The organism is Dyadobacter sp. CY312, assembly GCF_021390535.1.
Taxonomy (GTDB): Bacteria; Bacteroidota; Bacteroidia; order Cytophagales; family Spirosomataceae; genus Dyadobacter.
Genome location: NZ_JAJUXG010000001.1, coordinates 33,926 through 54,065, shown reverse-complemented (window position 1 = coordinate 54,065; position 20,140 = coordinate 33,926). Strand labels below are relative to the sequence as shown.

At 44.2% G+C, this 20,140-nt stretch carries 15 protein-coding genes; 6 read left to right on the top strand and 9 right to left on the bottom strand.

The window, feature by feature from the left end:
• Nucleotides 1-48: 48 nt before the first annotated feature.
• Complete coding sequence (locus LZG71_RS00215) at nt 49-702, bottom strand: outer membrane beta-barrel protein (RefSeq protein ID WP_233816000.1); 654 nt, start codon at nt 700-702, stop codon at nt 49-51.
• 127 nt (nt 703-829) lie between these two features.
• Between LZG71_RS00215 and LZG71_RS00210 the strand changes: the two genes are divergently transcribed.
• The 5 genes from LZG71_RS00210 to LZG71_RS00190 all read left to right on the top strand — a co-directional run bounded on the left by LZG71_RS00210 (nt 830) and on the right by LZG71_RS00190 (nt 6,249).
• Nucleotides 830-1,174, top strand: coding sequence for a winged helix-turn-helix domain-containing protein (locus LZG71_RS00210; RefSeq protein ID WP_233815999.1), 345 nt, complete (start codon nt 830-832; stop codon nt 1,172-1,174).
• A gap of 76 nt (nt 1,175-1,250) precedes the next feature.
• Nucleotides 1,251-3,233 (top strand): TonB-dependent siderophore receptor, encoded by a 1,983-nt coding sequence (locus LZG71_RS00205; protein WP_233815998.1) that lies wholly within the window; start codon nt 1,251-1,253, stop codon nt 3,231-3,233.
• Between the two features lie 4 nt (nt 3,234-3,237).
• Nucleotides 3,238-4,374 (top strand): cytochrome-c peroxidase, encoded by a 1,137-nt coding sequence (locus LZG71_RS00200; protein WP_233815997.1) that lies wholly within the window; start codon nt 3,238-3,240, stop codon nt 4,372-4,374.
• A 5-nt stretch (nt 4,375-4,379) separates the two neighbouring features.
• Nucleotides 4,380-4,880, top strand: a complete 501-nt coding sequence (locus LZG71_RS00195) for a molybdopterin-dependent oxidoreductase (protein WP_233815995.1) — start codon at nt 4,380-4,382, stop codon at nt 4,878-4,880.
• Between the two features lie 274 nt (nt 4,881-5,154).
• Nucleotides 5,155-6,249: a ThuA domain-containing protein gene (locus LZG71_RS00190; protein ID WP_233815994.1), complete on the top strand. Its 1,095-nt coding sequence runs from the start codon at nt 5,155-5,157 to the stop codon at nt 6,247-6,249.
• Between the two features lie 78 nt (nt 6,250-6,327).
• Here LZG71_RS00190 and LZG71_RS00185 read toward each other — a convergent pair whose 3' ends face one another.
• The 8 genes from LZG71_RS00185 to LZG71_RS00150 form a co-directional block, all read right to left on the bottom strand.
• A complete protein-coding gene (locus LZG71_RS00185; protein ID WP_233815992.1) occupies nt 6,328-6,600 on the bottom strand; it encodes a UBP-type zinc finger domain-containing protein in 273 nt (90 codons plus the stop codon).
• Complete coding sequence (locus tag LZG71_RS00180) at nt 6,600-8,261, bottom strand: FAD-dependent oxidoreductase (protein WP_233815991.1); 1,662 nt, start codon at nt 8,259-8,261, stop codon at nt 6,600-6,602. The genes LZG71_RS00185 and LZG71_RS00180 overlap by 1 nt, the downstream gene beginning before the upstream one ends.
• Before the next feature lie 77 nt (nt 8,262-8,338).
• A complete protein-coding gene (locus tag LZG71_RS00175) occupies nt 8,339-9,739 on the bottom strand; it encodes an ATP-binding protein (RefSeq protein WP_233815990.1) in 1,401 nt (466 codons plus the stop codon).
• A gap of 19 nt (nt 9,740-9,758) precedes the next feature.
• Nucleotides 9,759-10,700 carry an L-histidine N(alpha)-methyltransferase gene (locus LZG71_RS00170; RefSeq protein ID WP_233815989.1) on the bottom strand — a complete coding sequence of 314 codons (942 nt, stop codon included), beginning with the start codon at nt 10,698-10,700 and terminating at the stop codon, nt 9,759-9,761.
• Between the two features lie 6 nt (nt 10,701-10,706).
• Entirely contained in the window at nt 10,707-11,864 is a 1,158-nt protein-coding gene (egtB, locus tag LZG71_RS00165; RefSeq protein WP_233815988.1) for an ergothioneine biosynthesis protein EgtB, read from the bottom strand.
• Between the two features lie 106 nt (nt 11,865-11,970).
• A complete protein-coding gene (locus LZG71_RS00160) occupies nt 11,971-13,536 on the bottom strand; it encodes an ABC transporter permease/substrate-binding protein (RefSeq protein ID WP_233815987.1) in 1,566 nt (521 codons plus the stop codon).
• Nucleotides 13,536-14,492: an ATP-binding cassette domain-containing protein gene (locus LZG71_RS00155; RefSeq protein WP_310587691.1), complete on the bottom strand. Its 957-nt coding sequence runs from the start codon at nt 14,490-14,492 to the stop codon at nt 13,536-13,538. Before LZG71_RS00155 ends, LZG71_RS00160 begins: the two co-directional genes overlap by 1 nt.
• 49 nt (nt 14,493-14,541) lie before the next feature.
• Nucleotides 14,542-15,924, bottom strand: coding sequence for a mercuric reductase (locus LZG71_RS00150; RefSeq protein WP_233815986.1), 1,383 nt, complete (start codon nt 15,922-15,924; stop codon nt 14,542-14,544).
• Between the two features lie 259 nt (nt 15,925-16,183).
• On the opposite strand from LZG71_RS00150, the gene LZG71_RS00145 reads away from it, so the two are divergent.
• Complete coding sequence (locus tag LZG71_RS00145) at nt 16,184-20,113, top strand: PAS domain S-box protein (RefSeq protein WP_233815985.1); 3,930 nt, start codon at nt 16,184-16,186, stop codon at nt 20,111-20,113.
• Nucleotides 20,114-20,140 lie beyond the last annotated feature (27 nt).

Here is a 20,140-nt window from a genome sequence, read left to right as displayed (position 1 = left end):
GTCCGGATTGTAAGCATTGGTTTATGCAAGACCAGGAGCGCGTGATAGTTATAGGGCGATGGATAGAGTAAGAGTACGGTTTTTGATGTTCGAAGTCGACGACACAGCGTTCAAACCACCATCGTAACGGAGCTCCGCGAACGATTTTTTCCTGACATACACGCCAACTGATACGGAGTAACCGACATCATTTTTCTTGTCAAGATTACCGGCTGCAATGGCATCGTCTTCCCATTCAGCACCTGGTTTCCATTTAGATTTAATTCCTACTCTCTGGGCATAATATCCACCTAAACCAATGTAAGGACTAACTTTTCCCAGATTCGTTTTCAGGATCAGGGGTAATATGCTGAGCTGTATATATTGTAGCTTGTTCACACTTTCGATCTCAATCCGATCGTTTCCAAATGTCTCCCTGGCACCTTTGGTTATATACGAAAGCTCCACCCTGGTTTGATAATGTTTTTTGCGAAACATATCCATTACAAGACCGGCATGCCAGGAAATCAGCGATTTGCTACCTGGAACTGGCGCCTCAATTCCGCCATTATGTGCGAAAGAACTTACTGCTCCGCCAACTTTAAAAGCCAAATTTTCTTTTAAATATTTACCAGCTTTCGATGAAGAACTGTCCGAGACAAAAGTTTGGGCACTGGAGGATAAATAAAAAAGAAGCAACACACAGGTGAAAGTTATTCTCATACTAGTTTGATGAAGGTTTATTTCCGTTAAGAACGAAACAGAGTGAAAAAGTAATGCTTATTTTGAAAAATTTAAAATCAAATTCGCCGACAACGGTCTGCATTTAAGATTTAACTATATTGACAGAATGAAAAAGGATATACAACTACATCTACGTCACTGGGTTTACGTTGATGGAAATAAATTCTTCGGACCGGGTCGACTGGAACTGCTTGAAGGAATTGAAGCAACCGGTTCCATTGTGAAAGCCGCAAAAGCGATGGGCATGTCCTATAAAAAAGCATGGGCAATGGTGGATTCTATGAATTCGCATGGGCAACAACCCTATGTAATTACGCAAAAAGGAGGGCAGCTTGGAGGCGGTGCCCAACTCACCGAAACAGCAAAAAGTGTTATGGCCGCGTACAGAAAACTGGATGCCCGGTTACAGGCAATTGCCCGGAAAGAACAGGATATACTAGCCTTGATCTAAGTTTATTTATACAAAGCATTCCCGGAAGCGAAAGTCTCTTTATATATTTACGATATGGTCAGGCATACATATCGAAATGATAAAAAAACTTCTGCTTACAATTGCCAGTACATCATCTATTTATCATTACTCTATCGCCCAGGAAACGGCAGAAGCTCCTGTAAGCTGCACCTTCGAACTGGGCGAAGTAACCGTGTCAGGATTGACCCGAAAGGACAGCACTCAGTCATTGTCCATTCAACGCATTGAAAAATTCAACAGAACCGATCTTGCCTCGGCGCTCAATCTTCTGCCTGGCGTAACCTGCGCAAATGTAGGTCCAAGAAACGAGGCTGTGGTTTACGTTCGTGGTTTTGATCTCCGCCAGGTCCCGGTATTTGTGGACGGCGTGCCAGTATATGTTCCCTACGACGGCTATATTGATATGGGCAGGTTCACCACATTTGACCTTGCCGAAATAAATGTTTCCAAAGGATTTTCATCCATCCTGTATGGCGCCAATACCATGGGAGGTGCCATCAATCTGGTTTCACGCAGACCTGTAAGCAAATTCGAAATCAACGGCCGCGCAGGTGTTTTCAGTGGCGATGGTTTCCGGTGGAATGTCAATGCAGGTTCACGATTGGGCAAATTCTACTATCAGCTTGGAGCGTCGCAGCTGAAACAAAAAACATATCCGTTATCAGCCGATTTTCAGCCACGAAGATATCAGCTCACACCAGACAGAGAAAACGCCTCCCGCAATGACTTGAAATTCAGCGCCAAGGTGGGTTTCAATCCCAATGCAACCGATGAGTATGTGATAGGTTATGTAAACCAGAACGGAGAAAAAGGGAATCCGCCATACGTGGGAGATGATTCCAGGATTATGACGCGTTTCTGGAAATGGCCAAAATGGAACAAGCAAAGCCTTTATTTTATTTCAAATACTGCCATTGGAGAGAAAAATAAAGTTAAAACAAGGCTCTACTATGACACTTTTGTAAACAGTCTTTTCAGTTTCGATGACACTACGTACACCAAACAAACCCGTGGATACGCATTTCAGAGTTACTACAATGATTACACCGTTGGAGGTAATGCCGAGTTTGAATCCAGGGTGATAGGCAATAATATACTGAGATTAAATATACAATATAAACGTGATGTACACAGAGAGAACGATCTCAACGAACCAGTGCAGCCTTATGTTGACAACACCATGTCCATCGGTGTTGAAAATACCTACCAGATCACACCTTCACTGGCAGTAATACCCGGCGTCAATTTCAATATTCGCAATGGAGAGCAGGCTCAGGAATACAATGCCTCAACCAATGAACTGATTGATTTTGACGAAAGTAAAAACAATGCAGTAAATACGCAGATTGGCCTTTTCTGGGATATTACCGCCAATCATTCCATACGTGGATCAATCGCCAGAAAAACACGTTTTGCAACAATTAAAGATCGCTATTCTTACCGAATGGGCCAAGCCATTCCAAATCCGGGTCTTAAAGCGGAAGCTGCTATCAATTATGATTTGAGTTATACCGGCAAACTTGGCAGTCGATTTGCATTGCAAGCCAGTCTATTCCGAAGCGATATCAACGACATCATTCAACAGGTTGATAATGTGCAGCCGAACAGATTTCAGTTACAGAACGCAGGTAAGGCACTATTTTATGGAACGGAATTGGGATTTGACCTGCTAGCATTTAAAGGTTTCAAGATCGGATCAAACTACACGTACATCAAGCGTAAAAACGAAACCAATCCGGATATCAAATTTACGAATGTGCCTGCAAACAAAGTTTTTGGCTATGCCGATTATTCTTTCCTGAAACGTGCAAATGTGCTGGTGAGTCTGGAACACAACAGTGAGCGGTTCAGTACCAGTTATGGCACCAAGACAGGATCTTACACGTTGGTTAACAGCAAAGCATCGGTAAATCTTTACAAATCGGTTTCGGTGGAAGCAGGAGTAAATAATATTTTTGACCTGAATTACAGTCTGGTGGAAGGTTTCCCGGAGGCGGGGCGCAACTTTTTTGTAACCCTGGTTTTTAACCATTTCTGATAGCATGCAACAACTTCGAGCATGGATACGAAAGCAATTACCAACTGATGGTTTGGGCTTTTTCGTGTCAGTTCTTATGCTTTCAATTTGCAGTTTTGCACTGTTTATAGCGGCAGTAAACAGGAATGTACCAGAACCCTACCCTTTTAAATTTCCCGCTAATTTTGGCAATCGATTTATAATTCCTGCTGATAATCCTACGACCAAAGAAGGTGTCCACCTGGGCAGGATGTTGTTTTATGAAACCAAACTATCTGCAAATAACAAAATGTCCTGCGGCACTTGTCATGAGCAGAAACTAGCGTTTTCGGATGGAAGACCTGTTAGTTTGGGCGTAGACAATTCCTTTACCAAACGAAACTCCATGGCGTTGGTGAATCTGTTATGGGTCAGAAATTTCTTCTGGGATGGCCGTTCGCCAAGCCTGGAAACGCAGGCTGTATTCCCTCTCACTGATCCACACGAAATGGGACAATCCCTGGAAGTTTCGGTTCTAAAACTAAGCAAGACCAAAAACTATCCCCGCTTGTTTGAAAAAGCTTTTGGTATCCCGAAAATTTCCCCTCAACTAATCCAGAATGCCTTGGCGCAATTCGAGAGAACGCTGATTTCTGCCGATTCCAATTACGATCGGTATCTTGCAGGAACCTACACGCCGACGGAAAGGGAATTGAGGGGTATGAATTTGTTTATGAACCCGCCTTCTCCCGAACGCAGCCTGAGAGGAGCCAACTGCGGTCATTGTCACGGAGGTCCGAAAACGTTTAAAGAACTGTTTCACAACAATGGAATAGACAGTACATTTAGTGATCCCGGCCGCAAGAACTTCACCGGTGATTCAGCAGACAACGGAAGATTTCGTGTGCCAACATTAAGAAACATCGCTTTAACTGCTCCTTACATGCACGACGGGAGGTTTCGCACACTGGAACAGGTTCTGGATCATTACAGTGATCATGTTCAGGAGAGCGAAACACTGAGTACGTTTTTAAAAGGCGTTTCCAATGAAAAAAATGGAAGCCATCTGTCGCTGACGGGCGAGGAAAAAGTGAGCATTATATCTTTCCTGCACATGCTCACCGACACCACATTTATCAACAATCCAGAATTTTCCAATCCTCATTTATTTTCAAAAAAATAGCAACCATGTTTCTAAAAAAGACCTTATTCGCTACCCTGGTTATACAGCTTTTTTGTGTAGTCACATTGTGGGCGCAAACAGAAAGCACGCTAGCCATCAGCGGAGAAGTGAGCGTGCCATTAACGTTGAAGAAATCTGATTTAGCGGCTTTTGAAACGATCAGTCACAAGGTGAAAGATCGGGACGGGAAAGAGCACGAGTTCAAAGGCGTAGCTCTCTTTGAGTTGTTAAAAAAAGCAGGCGTTAGCAACGGTGCACAACTTCGTGGCGAAAATCTGGTCAAGTATGTGCTCATACAGGCCGCGGACGGTTATGAAGTGCTGTACGCCCTGCCTGAAATTGACCCTGATTTTACAGACCAGATTATTTTGTTGGCAACTGAAAAAGACGGAAAAGCTTTGGAAAATGGCGAAGGTCCTTTCCGGATTATCACTCCAAACGATAAAAAACAAGCACGCTGGATAAGGGAAGTTAGGTCGATAAAGGTCGGGTTTGCTAAGGAGTAGAAATAGTCAGGAGTTCAGCGTTTTTAGTAAACAGGTGGAAGCAAATGGGTTTAGTTGAACAGTATCTTGTAGAAAATCCGTATTTATCTATCATCTTAACTAATTATTAAACAACTGCTTTACCAGCAATAACAGCTATTTACTGTTAACTTAAAACTGAGTAAACAAAGCGCTGTTTTACTTTCTTACTGTTAACTTAAAACCAATCAAACAGTAGTTTTCCTGTCAAACTGTGTCTTTATTGCAGACGATCTTATTCACTAAACCAAAATCTATGAAAAGCATTTCATTTGGGATACTTGCACTTGGCGTTTCACTTTTTTGCTGTGCATCAGAAGACAAAAAACAGGATTCCGAAAAGCAATCGCAGGAAGCTGTTGCCGCAAGCAACGATGATCATAGCAAGTACCGGATTGTATACAAAGGTGAAGCCGGACCCGGTTTGGGTAAAAATATTGTATTCCTGGCCTCTGACCACGAATATAGGAGCGAAGAATCACTCCCTGCACTAGCAAGGATTTTGGCCAAACACCATGGTTTTACCTGTACTGTAATTTTTGGGCTCGATTCTACCGGTCACATTCTTCCGGGAAGCTCGGATATAAAGGGTTTGGATGTACTGGATAATGCCGACCTTCTCGTTATTTTCGCACGATTCCTGAACCTGGAAGACGGAGAAATGCAGCACGTCGACGATTATTTAAAAAGTGGAAAACCCGTCGTAGGGCTTCGCACCTCTACCCATGCTTTCAGTAACAAGGAAAATGCGAAATGGGGGCATTACAGCTGGGATTACAAAGGAGATAAGGCAGCATGGAAAGATGGGTTCGGGGAATTGGTACTGGGCGAAACCTGGGTATCTCATTATGGAACGAATCACAAGCAATCCTCCAAACTGCTCATTGAGGAGAGCCAGTTCGAACATCCGATCATGAGAGGAGTGAAAGAAATGGCTGTCCAGTCGGGCGCATATACCACTTATCCAAAAGGCGTGGTACTTGCACGGGGACAGGTTCTTAACGGCATGACGGCCAACTCCGAACCTGACAAAACAAAAGAGCTTCTTCCTGTTGCCTGGATCAGGGATTATTCGTTGGAAGGAGGCAAAACCGGACGCGCGTTCGCAACCACTCACGGAGCTTCGGAAGATATCTTAAATGACGGATTCCGTAGAATGCTTGTGAACAGTACTTTTTGGGCATTGGGTATGGAAAACGAAATTAAAGGGGATAACAACATTGAACTTGTAGGGCCTTACAAACCTACCACCTTTAATTTCAACGGGTATAAGGCCAATGTTAAGCCATCGGATCTTGCAGGTTATGAATCACTTATCATGCCGGGGGAAGTGGTCAAAAAGAAGAAATAAGTACGCTCCTAGAACAATGCCGTACCAATCGGGAAAGCTCCTGAATGATGCGGCATTTATATGGGCTTAAAATAGCTATCAGCTGTAACTTGCAAAAGATTCATCTGCATAACACCAAAGCCACTTTTCACCTGGCTCCGCTGAAATAACAACCGGGTGACCGCTTGCATGAAAATGCGCAGTGGCATGTTTTTGCGGAGAACTGTCGCAGCATAAAGTTACACCACAGGTTTGGCACGTTCGCAGGTGTACCCACCGGCTTCCATTTTTGGCGCACTCTTCGCACACCAACTCCGTAGGCGGAGTGACCTGCGTGATGCCGAGTATATGATTACAAATTTCCTCTGCCATTATGATTCGCTTAAATATTGATGTACAAAACTGATTGCCATAGATCCTTCACCCACTGCTGACGTAACCCGGTTCATAGCCCCTGCCCTTACATCGCCCGCGGCAAAAATTCCCGGCGAACTCGTTTCCAGTAAAAACGGATCGCGGTCTTTTTTCCAAACCTGCCTGAAATTATCATACGATTTCAAATCGCGGCCTGTTTCTATAAATCCCTTGTCGCTTTTGATCACTTCACTTCCGATCCAGTCCGTGTAGGGTTTGGCACCGATAAAAATAAATAGTGCATCTGCTTTCACAGATCGCTCCCCGCTTGTATTCAAATCCACAAGTTTCAACTCTTCCAAATGCTCGTCCCCACTGGCTTGCAGTATTTCGGTACATCCCAAAACCTTCACATTGGTAGCATTATGTAACTGATCGATAAGGTAAGATGACATGGACGAAGTGAGGTCATTTTTCCTTACAACGATATACACAGCTTTGGCAAATTTGGAAAGATACATGGCAGCCTGTCCAGCCGAATTGCCTCCACCCAGTACGAATACTTCTTTTTGACCGCAAGTTGGTGCTTCCGTGCTGGCTGCGCCATAATAAATACCCCGGCCGGTGAAGTCTGCAATTCCATCCGTTTCAAGCTTTCTGTAATCCACACCCGTGGTAATTACAACCGCCTTCGCATTCAGTTCGGTATCGTCACCCAGCACAATTGTTTTGTACTGGTCTTTCAGTTTGATTTCCTTGACGTATTGCGGAGAGATAAATTCGGTTCCGAATCGGGTTGCCTGCGTAATGGCTCTGCGTGTAAGATCAGCTCCGCTCAACCCGCTCGGAAAACCAAGATAATTTTCAATTCTTGAACTCGTTCCAGCCTGTCCGCCTGGTGCTTTCCGTTCTATGAGTAGCGTACTGAGTCCTTCCGATGCCCCATAAACGGACGCCGCCAAACCAGCCGGACCTGCCCCGATAATGACCACATCATAAATCGGCAATTTTACCGTAGCGTTTAGTCCGATATGAGAAGCCACTTCCGGTAATGTAGGAGTTTTTAAAATGTTTCCGTCCTCGAAAACGACGCAGGGGTAATCTGCCGGTGTGAGACCATTTGTCGTAATAATCTGTTTTGCCTGATCACTACTTGCCGCATCCAGCCAAAGATATGGCACCAGATTTCCTGCGAGAAAATCCTTTATTTCATGCGACTTTGGAGAAAACTGATAACCAATTACCTTAATCCCTCTAAAAACCGGTCGGTAGTTTCCCTGCCAGTCGTTCAACAATTCATCAATCGCAGGATAAAGTTTCTCTTCCGGCGGATCCCACGGTTTCATCAGGTAATAGTCGAGCTGCACCTCATTTATAGCCTTGATTGCAGCATCGGTATCAGAGTAGGCCGTAAGTAATACGCGCTTCGCATAAGGGAAAAATACCATCGCTTTTTCCAGGAAATCTACACCCTGCATTTCAGGCATGCGCTGATCTGAAATAAATATTGCAACTTCCTCACCTTTATTTTGAAGGTCTAGCAGTGTTTCCAGTGCCTCCTTCACGGATGCAGTGCTAAGCACTTTGTATTTATCACGGTAATGCGTTTTCAGGTCTCGACTTATAGCCCTCAAAACCTGCAAGTCGTCGTCAATAGAGAATATAATGGGTAGCCCCATAGAAGGAATAAATTTAGATATGAGATAATGTTGACTTTAAATCGTCAATCAGACTGTATGCAAGTTAACCATTTCTTTCAGCCATTGATAGGAAAGCAAACCTGAAACTCGGTGTTTCCTGGTTCTGAATGGACGGTAATGCTCCCATTGTGTTGTTTTACAATTCGGGTAACCACATCCAGTCCCAATCCCGTTCCTTTTCCAATGGCTTTTGTTGTGAAAAACGGATCAAAAATTCTGGACTTGATTTCTGCCGGTATACCCGGACCGTTGTCCAGAATGGAGACTTTTACAAAATCCTTTTCCAGACGTGTTCTTATGGTTAGTTTCGCATCGGACTGGGATTCCAGTGCATCTGTTGCGTTATCGATCAGGTTGGTCCACACCTGATTCAGTTCACCAACCATTGCGTTTACAGGTGGAATGGTATGATCAAAATCCTCTACCAAAGTTACATTTGCTTTTTTAATCTTGTAGTTAAGCATGATCAGCGTGTTACGTATGCCAACGTGGATGTCAACAAACTCTTTGTTACTGCCCCGATCCATGTGTGTGAAGTTCTTCACCGAACCGATCAGATCCGCAATTCTTTTCGAAGCTTCCTGAATGTCGGCTACCATACGCTCGGTTGTAAAATTGTTGTTGATCCACGTCAGTACCGGAGCAAGATCACGGTCGGGAACGTGACTTTGAATCTCTTCCAGCTCACTCAAAGAAAAACCGAATTCCACAAAATTCTCGGCCATATCTACACATTCATTCGCACCCGCATTTTCAAGCCAGTCTGTAACATCATCTTCCAGATCAGACCGCTGCATCATGGTCAACACCGGACGCTCTTTGTTTGCCAGAGCAGCAAACATTTTGGCATTTACAAAGTCAATTTCATCCGATGACATTTGGATTGAAATCAATCTTTTGAAAGACTCAGGTTCAAGTTGCAGGTGATGTTTTAAAGATGCCGCACCGCGTACAATGGCAGCGGCAGGATTGTTGAGCTCGTGAGCCAGCCCGGCAGACAGTTTACCCAAAGCCATCATTTTTTCATTCTGCTGTTCCAGTTCGGTATACTCTCGTACACGGGATGTCATCACGATCACCAATGCCTGAGTAAGTTCGTAATGTAGCGCGATCATATCTCTGAGTTTCTCCTTTGGAAACGTCATGATCTGGGATTCTTCCACACAGCGCACATTGGCAATGGTTAGTTTGGCTCTGGAAAAAGGCAGGGTTCCTGTTATAGAACCTTTGGTCAACTCGGCAACCACCAGTTTTGAATTGTTCTGCGTACGATACAATTCCAGGTGCCCGTATATCAAAAAATAGGTTCCTCTTAAATCTTCGCCTGTTTTGCCAAGAAACTCCCCTTCCTGTAATACCTGATGCTCACTTTCGTCAATCAGCCATTGGAGCTGAGCCTCGGGAACGTCGTGTAACGCAGGAATTTCAAGCACATCCTGAACGGTAACTTTTACCATTTTACTGAGGTTTTGTTTTCTATTTAATCCATAAACTGTCAGTAAAATAGTGTTTGCAATCCATAAAATGAGCTACAATGCTAAAATTATTTGCGACCGCCAGCTCGCCGATTTCCTCTAATGTGAATTTTTTAGATAATTCTGTCCAGATAAGCTCATTCTGAGCGAAGGAATAGTGCTTGTCGGTCTTGCCGATATAAACCCGCTGGGCAACCAGACTTACAAGGTAACTTTTAACCTCGCCATTGGCTGGGTCATAATGGGAATAAAAGTCAAACTGTCCAAGTTCGAAATTCGCATTCAGTTCCCGGTTAATACGTGTCAGCAAATTAAGATTGAAAGCCTTCGTAATGCCTTGTTTATCGTCATAAGCATTTCGGATCGTAGCAGGATTTTTACGCAGGTCAAAACCCGTCAGAAGTTTATCACCTGGTCTCATATTGGATCCGAACTGCGAAAAAAGCGCGTTGGCTTCCTCATTCTGGTAGTTCCCTATATTACCTCCTAAAAACAGAAACAAGGCGGGAGTTTCGCCGTGCGACAAATCTTCGGCCATAGAAAAATAATTACCGACCATGGGCCTTATTTTCATTTCCGGCAGCGTGGCAAGCATATTATTTTTAAGTTCTCTGATCGCCCTGGCTGATATATCGATAGGAACATAAGTGAAATCTATTTTTTGAGCCATCAGTTTTTTCAACAGCTGACGGGTTTTAATCCCATCTCCAGCTCCAAATTCAACGATATTAAAAGGCTCTTTGAAGTTCAGTTGTTCAATGATCTTATCACTTTGTAAGGATAAGATTTCAAACTCACTCGCTGTCGGATAATATTCGGGCATCTTCATGATCTGCTGAAAGATGCCGCTGCCAATATCGTCGTAAAAATATTTTGATGAAATGTGTTTGAAGGGTGCGGACAATCCCGCGTCTATATCTCTTTCAAAAGTACTGTCTTCCATAATACGTTATTTAACCAGCCTTATACCCGTGTACTGCCAGCGTTCATGTGTGTGAAAAAAATTCCGGTAACTGTTCCTGCTGTGATTGGGAGAGGTGGCCACAGATGCTCCGCGCAGCACCATCTGATTGATCATAAACTTGCCATTATACTCTCCCACCGCGCCGCTGGCTTTACTGAAACCAGGATACGGTAAGTACGCACTGTTTGTCCATTCCCAGCGCTGCCCCCATGAAAAATGACCTGATGCCACCTCCCATTCAAATTCCGTAGGCAGTCGCATTCCTTTCCACTGTGCAAATGCAGCAGCTTCAAAAAAACTCACATGACAGAGTATTGCATCCGGATTCACCTTTTGAAGTCCGGCCAGCGTGTAGTAATGCCAATCGCCGTCGATCTTATACCAATACAGAGGAGCATTGATCTGATTTTCATTCACCCACGACCAACCTGCATCCAGCCACAAATTGAAATCCTGGTAACCACCTGCTTCCATAAATTCGAGGTATTCTGCATTGGTAACCAAGGACTTGCTTATCTCAAAATTTTGAATGTAAGTTTTGTGCCTGCCAAGTTCGTTATCGAAGCAGAATCCTTCTCCTGCATAACCCACTTCATACACACCTTCCTGTAAGGCTGCAAATCCGTTTTCCGAATTCACATCATCTACGAGATTGTGCTGTTTTTGATAAACCGGAAAAAGCGGATTATGCCCGAGTATGTATTTGATATCGGTGATCATTAATTCCTGATGCTGCTGCTCGTGTTGCAGGCCAAGCCGCAAAAGTTGCAACAGCTCATCTCCTGGTGGGTTTGCCAGCAGCTCGTTCATGCGGGTATCTACATGTTGGCGGTAAGCATACACATTTTTGATTGTTGGCCGTGTAACATTTCCCCTGTCGGTGCGCAGTGTTCTGTCCCCTACATTATTGTAATAACTGTTGAACAGAAAGTTATAAGCGGGATCAAAAACCTCATAGTTTTCCTGAAATGCTTTTAGAATAAAAGTTTCAAAAAACCATGTAGAATGCGCCAAATGCCACTTTGGAGGGCTCACAAAAGGAACCGGCTGCGGAACGTAATCTTCTGTTTCCAAAGGTTCGCATATTGTTTCGGACAGTTTTCTTACCAGATTATATTCGTCCCTAATGTTGGTGGTTGTCATTAGATATGAAATTGTTTTTAATTCATTTTAATTAAACAAGTATTGTGCCCGTGTACGAAGTTCGCCCCGCCTTTCGCAGCCAATTATTGCACGTACATACACAGTTCTAATTTTTATCGGCAAATGTCTTCAGATCACTGATCGTTTTAATCTGATTTTCGTTGGCCTGGCTTCTGCGCATCATAAGTGCATAGGCATTATTAAAGCCGATTGGACTGAGCCATTTTAACCGATATTGTTTTTCAAATTCCATTTGCACAAAATCGAAAACGCGTTCCTTACTGCCATCCAGCTGCTTCATTTGTGCGGGTGTCGGTTTTAACAATACCAGCAAACCCGTGCCGGTATATTCCGGATACATGTCTATCTCGTTGTTGTTTAGCGCATCGAAGCAAATTTTAGTACCACCCAACCCTGTTTTAGTTTCGACACGCATATTGGTATTTCCCTCAATAAGCATCTTGTAAATTTGAATCAGAATGTATTGTTCAGCAAAAATTTTGGATCCGAGCCTTACCACACCCGACTTTCCCTGCCTGGAAACTTTGTATAAACCTCGTTCCATCAGAAAATCAAGTGCTACCTTTTCAGGAAGTTGTTTGAGGTAGTCTACACGGTAATTGAGATCAGTCATCACAGAGTCGTTTATCTGTCCTGCCAACAAGTTGAGAACACCTTCGAGGTCCGGTAGCCGTTCAAGGGCATCCTGCCGCACAAGCGGAGCGGCGTAATAAGGTGGAAATATCCGCCGGTCATCTTCCAGGGTAATCAGGTCGAATGCTTTGAGGCGACCATCGGTACTGTATCCGCTTATTACATCCAGCTTCTTCTCAAATGCTGCCTTATACATTACAGCATCGCTGATCACGACTGTTGGAATATTAAGTCCGTATTTCGATTTCAAGCCCAGATAACCGTCTTCCCTGCCCATGAATTCGGGGGTAAAACCTCCTAAAATCTTTTGTTGCGCATTTGGAAAAATATAAAAAGAAGAAAAAAGCAATAGCAACACGGGAAGTACGAGGCTGGCTTTACGCATTTTTTTAAAATCTGCCTTCTGGATCAGAGATAACAGGAAATCAAGAATGATGGCCAGCAGCGCAGCCGGAATGGCGCCTGCCAGAATCATGTTGGTGTTGTTAAGCGCTATTCCACCGAAGATAAATTCTCCAAGTCCACCGGCGGCGATGTAAGCGGCAAGTGTAGCTACACCAACGTTAATTACCGTTGCGGTTCTTACTCCTGCCAATATTACCGGCATGGCAAGTGGCAGTTGTATTTGCATCAGCACCTGCCGGGTGTTCATTCCCATGGCTCTTGCGGACTCCGTTACTGCTGCGTCTACCCCACGGATGCCCGTGTACGTATTGCGGATCACCGGAAGCAATGCATACATAAACAGCGCGGCAATTGCAGGCATGGCACCAATGCCCAATAATGGAATCATAAAACCAAGCAACGCAATACTCGGAATGGTTTGGAGAACGCCCGCCACTCCAAGAATCGCTCTGGCTGCTCTATTTCTGTCTGCAATCCATATTCCTAGGGGAAGCCCTATGGCCACAGCTATTAAAAGAGATATACAGGTCAGACCGATATGTGCCAAAGTCTGAGCCCAAAGTTTATCGGACTGCTGAACCATAAATCCCCATAAGCTCTGAGTCTGCTCCATCAGCGATTTTGTTTAATTCTTGTGTAAGCCGACTGTATGTTTTCCAATGAGACTGATTTTATATCGTTCTCCGCATTTTTAATGGTTAAAACCTTTTCCTTATGATCGGACAGCAATTCCAATACCTCCCAAAAGCTTGAATTACTAGTGATCGCAGTACTGTTGCTGTCAGGGGCGGCGTCGCGCAACGCATGCCATATCTCATGAATTTTTAGAGAACTTAATTCAAGCTGTAATTTATGATGGCTGAAAAAGTTGCTCACAAAATCATTGGCAGGTTTAAAAATCAGATCCTGCGCGGAGCCGCTTTGCACGATCCTGCCCTTGTCCATCAAACTGATCTGATCTCCCAGTTCAAAGGCTTCCTGTACATCGTGCGTTACAAGTAAGATCGTCTTCCGTTTCAATTCAGGAAGTTCCAGAAACTCTTTCCGTATGTCCGCTCTGGTAATAGGATCGAGTGCACCGAAAGGTTCATCCATCAACAACAGAGACGGATCAGCAACCAGCGCCCTGGCAAGTGACACTCTTTGTTTCTGACCTCCGCTAAGTTCGTCAGGGTATTTGTGCGCGTATTTCACAAAAGGCAATCTGAGCTGTTCAAGCAGTTCAGTCGTCCGTTTTTCTGTCTTGCTTCTGTCCCATTTCAATAACCTGGGCACTACCGCAATATTTTCCGCTACCGTAAAGTGAGGAAACAAACCATTATTCTGAGAAACATAACCTATTCCACGCCTCAGGATTTCGGGTTTGGCGGAAAAGACATCACGATCATCAATACGAATCTCACCAGAGGTAGGTTCTATGAGTCTGTTTAGCATTTTCAGGGTGGTGGTTTTACCGCATCCGCTCGTACCTAGCAACACCATTGTGTTGCCTGCACTTACTTCAAACGAGATATCACTCACCGCATCTACGCCTCCAAAATTTTTAGAAAGATTCCGTACCGATATCATTTATAAAGCTATATCCTGAACTAACATTTAAGCCTGACACTCTTGCCGGCTACTTGTCCAGCGTCATAAACAAATTATTAAGAGACTCAGAATAGGTAGGATGTGCAAATATGCCATCTCTGATTTCCTGATAGGTAATTCCACCTTTTATAGCCATTTGTAACACCGAAACAACCTCACCGCCCTGTTCTGCCAATACGGCCGCACCAAGTATTTTTCCCGTTCTGGCGTCCACAACTGCTTTCATCATTCCCCTTTCGTCTCCGGTTTCTATACACCGGGCTATACTTGAATTAGATAAAACGGCCACCAGCACATCAATTCCCTGCTCTTTCGCCTGCTGTTCGGTAATGCCTATTCTCCCCAACTGCGGATCGGTAAACATACAGTAGGGCACTTGCCGGTTTGTAATGGTCGCCCTGCCCTTCTCTAAAAGATTGGTTCTGATGATGCGAAAATCGTCATACGAAATGTGGGTAAACGCAGGACCGGGCTTCACATCTCCAAGTGCATATATACCTTTGGCGGATGTCTCTAAGCGGCTATTTACGACAATAAATCCATTTTCATCCGTTTTTACACCAGTTTTATCGAGCGAAAGAATACCGCTGTTGGGCATCCTTCCTGCCGCTATCAAAACATGTGTACATGCTATCGTTTCTCTTTTACCCCCTACATCCACTTTGGCAGATATCCCGCTTTGCGTCTTTGCTAGAGAACTGACCGTCGCCTTCAGAAATATCCGAATATTTTCCTGTTCCAATATTTTAGACATTTCCGCCGAGATATCTGGGTCCTCTTTACTCAGCAATTGAGCAGCATGCGAAACAATTGAGATTTTACTACCAAACCTTCTATACATTTGCCCAAATTCCAGACCAATATAACCGCTACCTATTATAAGTAAATGCTCCGGAATTTCCGGAAGTTCCAAAATGGTTGTAGAGGTGAGGTAGTTTACCTGATCAATCCCTTCAATTTCAGGAATTTCAGGACTGGCACCCGTATTAATGAATATTTTATCTGCCTTCAAGTGGGAAACGTTACCGTCCTCATCCGTGACAGATATCTCTTTCTTGCCTGTAAAAACTGCCGTTCCGTAGATCAGATCAAGGTTCCTGGTTTTTTTGATGCCCTTTTCACTACTATCACGCATCATTTTTACAATGTCGTTTTTGTGTTTGAAGACAGCCTTAATATCAATTCTGACGTTGTCCGCATAAACCCCGATCTTCTGAGAATTTGCCGCAACCCAGGCTGCTCTTGCCGATGCGATCATAGCCTTGGTCGGTGAACATCCATCATTTACGCACGTTCCACCTACCCAGCGTTTTTCGATCAGCGCCGTTTTTAGTCCTTCCATCGCGAGTCTTTTGGAAAGCGGCGTGCCGGCTTGTCCTGATCCGATTACAATTGCATCATAGGTTTTCATAGAGCGGTAGAGTTTGTTCTAAGTTTAATCTCGTCAGTTGAGTCTACAAAAGCACGCCCACGTATATCCCAGTGATGAAATCAGGCTTTAATATACGAGTTCACATTGCGAAATATAATCCATAATCGGACTGGGGGTTGAAATGCTGTCGGATTTTAAATTATTAGTCTTTATTTTTTGCACCAGTGCTCAAATTAAACCTAACTTGTCGGGCAGAAAAACCACCCAAGCTACGGGATGTACTACCACACTACATAAAATGAATTACCTTAAGGCAGAGCTCTTCAATAAGATGGATGAGGACGAGGCATTTTTTGATTTTATCCGCACACATGCGGAGCATGGATTACTGTATTCGGACAAAAACACCCACCGAACATACCGGGCAGACAAAAGATTTTTAAACTTCTTCTACGGCACTGCGCATAATACTGACCTTATAACGGAATCGGTAGCAAATGTACTAGACAATGCCGAGGCGGAAGCCCGAAGTTTTTGGAATAACAAAAATACGATCTATCAAACATCTTTTCTACTTACGCGCGAAGACGGATCGGATGTTAATTACCTCGCCTCAGCAATGCGTATAGGGGAAAGAGACAGCAGGCGGATTGCTTGGGGTTTAAAACTAATGCCTGAGGATACCCGGTCCGAGTCAGGCAAGCCGGTAAATCCTGTTGAGTCGTCCCGTGAATATCAACTTTCCCGGCACGATATGGCTTCCCTGCTTGCTAACGCACGGGATGTTCTTTTTATAATCGCAGCGGATGGCACATTCCTATATGTCTCTCCGAATTGGACGGAGTTTTACGGTTATGAGGTAAGTGAAACCGTCGGAAGGTCATTTATGAATTACGTACATCCTTACGACCTGGACATTTGCATTGAAGCACTTAACACAACTGTTTCCAGAGGCGTTGCCGTCCCGAGTGTAGAACACCGGATACTGCATAAAAACGGAACATGGTCATGGAGCCTGACGACGGCAAAAATAGATGCTGTGAGCAAAAATATCATTTTGACCAGCCATGATATAACCCAACTTAAAACGTCCGAGGAAAAGCTGAGAGAGCTTGCTTTGGTAGCATCAAGCACGAAAGATCTCATTATCATCGCCAATGCGGAAGGTGAAATTATCTGGACAAACGACGCATTTAAAAAACAGACCGGCAAAGATGAGCAGAACACCTACCGGAAAAAGCTGACAGATTTGCTTAAAGGTCCGCAAACAGGTTCGGATACGATCGGGCGCATCACAAAGATATTCGCAAATCCAGAAGTTATTCATGATGAAATTATGCTTTTCAACAGTTCAGGAGACGCCTTCTGGGCTGAACTAACTGTTACTCCTGTTTTCAGTGACCTTGGAAAAAGGACGAACCTTATTGCTGTTTGCCGGGATATTACGGTTAAGAAAAAGTCAGAAAGCGAGCTGAAACAGACCCGGGAAATGCTGGAACAAACCAGCCGCATTGCGCGTGTAGGCGGTTGGGAATATAATACTGACACGCAGGAAGTATACTGGGCTTCCATTTCCAAAGAAATTCATGAGGTTGCTGAGGACTACCAGCCCACGCTGGAATCTGCCCTGGCATTTTACAAAGACGGAGAGAGTAAGAACCGCATGCTAATTGCGCTCGACCAATGCATTGAATCTGGAACGAGCTACGACATTGAGCTGGAAGCTGTAACAGCAAGGGGAAAGGAGATTTGGGTAAGAGCGATTGGTGCAGCAGTGTTTTCACATGGCAGATGCAGTCGTGTTTACGGTAGTTTTCAGGACATTACCCCAAGAAAACTGAACGAAAGAAAATTGCTGGAATCGTCGCAAATGCTTGAAAAACTGACTAATCAGGCGCCGGGCTCCCTATTCCAGTTTGAGCTTTTTGAAGATGGCAGTATGAATTTCCCTTTCTTCTCGAAAGGCCTGATCAAAGTGAACGTCCCTGATCTGATATTACAGGATATGGATGGTGCGCAAATATTGTCCATGATTCACCCGGCGGACATACATGAGTTTAAAAGATCAATTCATGAATCAGCAAAAACCCTTCAAAACTGGCAGTTGGATTTCCGGGTACTGGTGCCGGATGGCAAGGTAACATGGCTCGCAGGTGAAGCAACGCCGGAGAAACTGGAAGACAGCGTATTATGGCACGGCTATCTGCAAAACATCACTCAAAAAAAACTTGCGGTTGCCGAACTCCTTCGCTCGGAAGCCAAGTTCAGAACACTCTACGATGCGACCAGCGACGCGGTTGTTTTGCTAGACAAAAATGGCTTTGTGGATTGCAATGAGGCGACGCTGACGATGTTCAACGTTCCTAATGATCCGGAATCAAAGGCATTTTTACTATGCAATATGCTGACGGACATTCAGCCTGACGGGAGTGACTCAGAGTTCCGATCGCAACAACACATGGCCCTTGCGTACGAAAAGGGAAGCCACAGCACAGAACTCACTTTTTGGCGAAATAAGGACGGTAGCAGGGAAGAGTTTATAGCTGAGGTATTACTCAATGTGATCAATATAAACGGTCAACAGGTGATGCAGGTCGTGCTCAGGGATATCACCACACGTAAAATGGCAGAGCTGCAACTCAGCAAAGCGAGGGAACACGCAGAAGCTGCCAGCAAGTCCAAGTCCGAATTTCTTGCGAATATGAGCCACGAAATCCGCACGCCGCTCAATGGAATTATCGGTTTTACGGACCTGCTGATGAAAACAAAGCTGGATAATGCGCAAAACCAGTACATGTCCATGGTACAGCAGTCGGCAAATTCGCTGCTTGAAATTATTAATGATATTCTTGATTTTTCCAAAATCGAAGCCGGGAAACTGGAACTTGTTTGGGAGAAGACTGATCTGCTCGAACTTTGCGGTCAAGTCACTGATTTGATCACCTATCAGGCTCATCAGAAGAACCTTGAAATTTTACTTAATATTTCGCCCGGCATTCCTCATTTTATATTTACCGACCCGATCCGTCTCAAACAAATTCTGCTGAATCTGGTAAGTAATGCCGTAAAATTTACTCCTGAGGGCGAGATTGAGTTAATGGTGGAAGTGCTTTCGGAAAGTGACCAAAAACCCTGGCTTTTCAGGTTCTCGGTGCGGGATACAGGAATTGGCATTGAATCTCAGAATCAAAGAAAAATTTTCGAGGCGTTTTCGCAGGAAGATTTGTCTACCACAAAGCGTTTTGGTGGCACAGGACTGGGAATTAACATTGCAAACAACCTGCTCGAATTGATGAACAGTCAGTTACAGCTTCGCAGCGAGTCAGGGGAAGGAAGTGTGTTCTACTTCGATGTCGAATTTGAACCTGCCGATGAAGGCACAGAACAGGTTTGGAATTATCCTGATAGTATAAAGAAGGTGCTCATTGTGGATGATAATATCAAAAACGGGAGCATTATTGGCGAAATGCTTCACAACAAAAATATTATCTCCGATTTTGCTCATAACGGTACACAAGCACTACAGTATGTACAAAACGGCAGCTTTTACGATGCCGTCATTATGGACTATCACATGCCTGAAATGGATGGTTTGCAGCTTGTGAGACAAATGCAGCAGCATGGCGTTATACTGCCCGTTATTTTGTTGAGCCGATCTTCTGAGGAGGAGATTCTCACGGATGTGAAAGAATATTTCGGGATACAACACAGACTTGTCAAACCTGTCAAAATACATCAGCTTTTCCGGGTTCTGGGAGAAATAGCTGCAAGGAAAACGGACCTTCCCGCAGGTCACATACGTGTTGGACGAAAAATTACGGAACCGATATTAACAGCCAACACCACTGGCAGCCTTACTGTTCTTATCGCGGAAGATCATATGATCAACATGCTGCTTGTGAAGACGATGCTTTTGAAGATCAATCCGAACACCAGAATAATAGAGGCAAAAACAGGCTCTTGTGCAATCGAAGCGTTTAAGACTACAAGGCCTGATCTGATATTGATGGATATTCAAATGCCGGAAATGAATGGCTACGAGGCCACAAGGCAGATACGACTGCTTGAAAACGGGCTTGCGATTCCGATCATTGCCCTTACTGCCGGAACTGTGAAAGGCGAAAGGGAAAAATGCCTTGAAGCCGGCATGAATGATTATCTGACAAAACCAGTGGTGAAGGAAACACTGGAAAAGGCAATTGAAAAATGGGTCTGGAATTATGTTTAAACGCTTGCTATCAGTCTAAGTGACCCC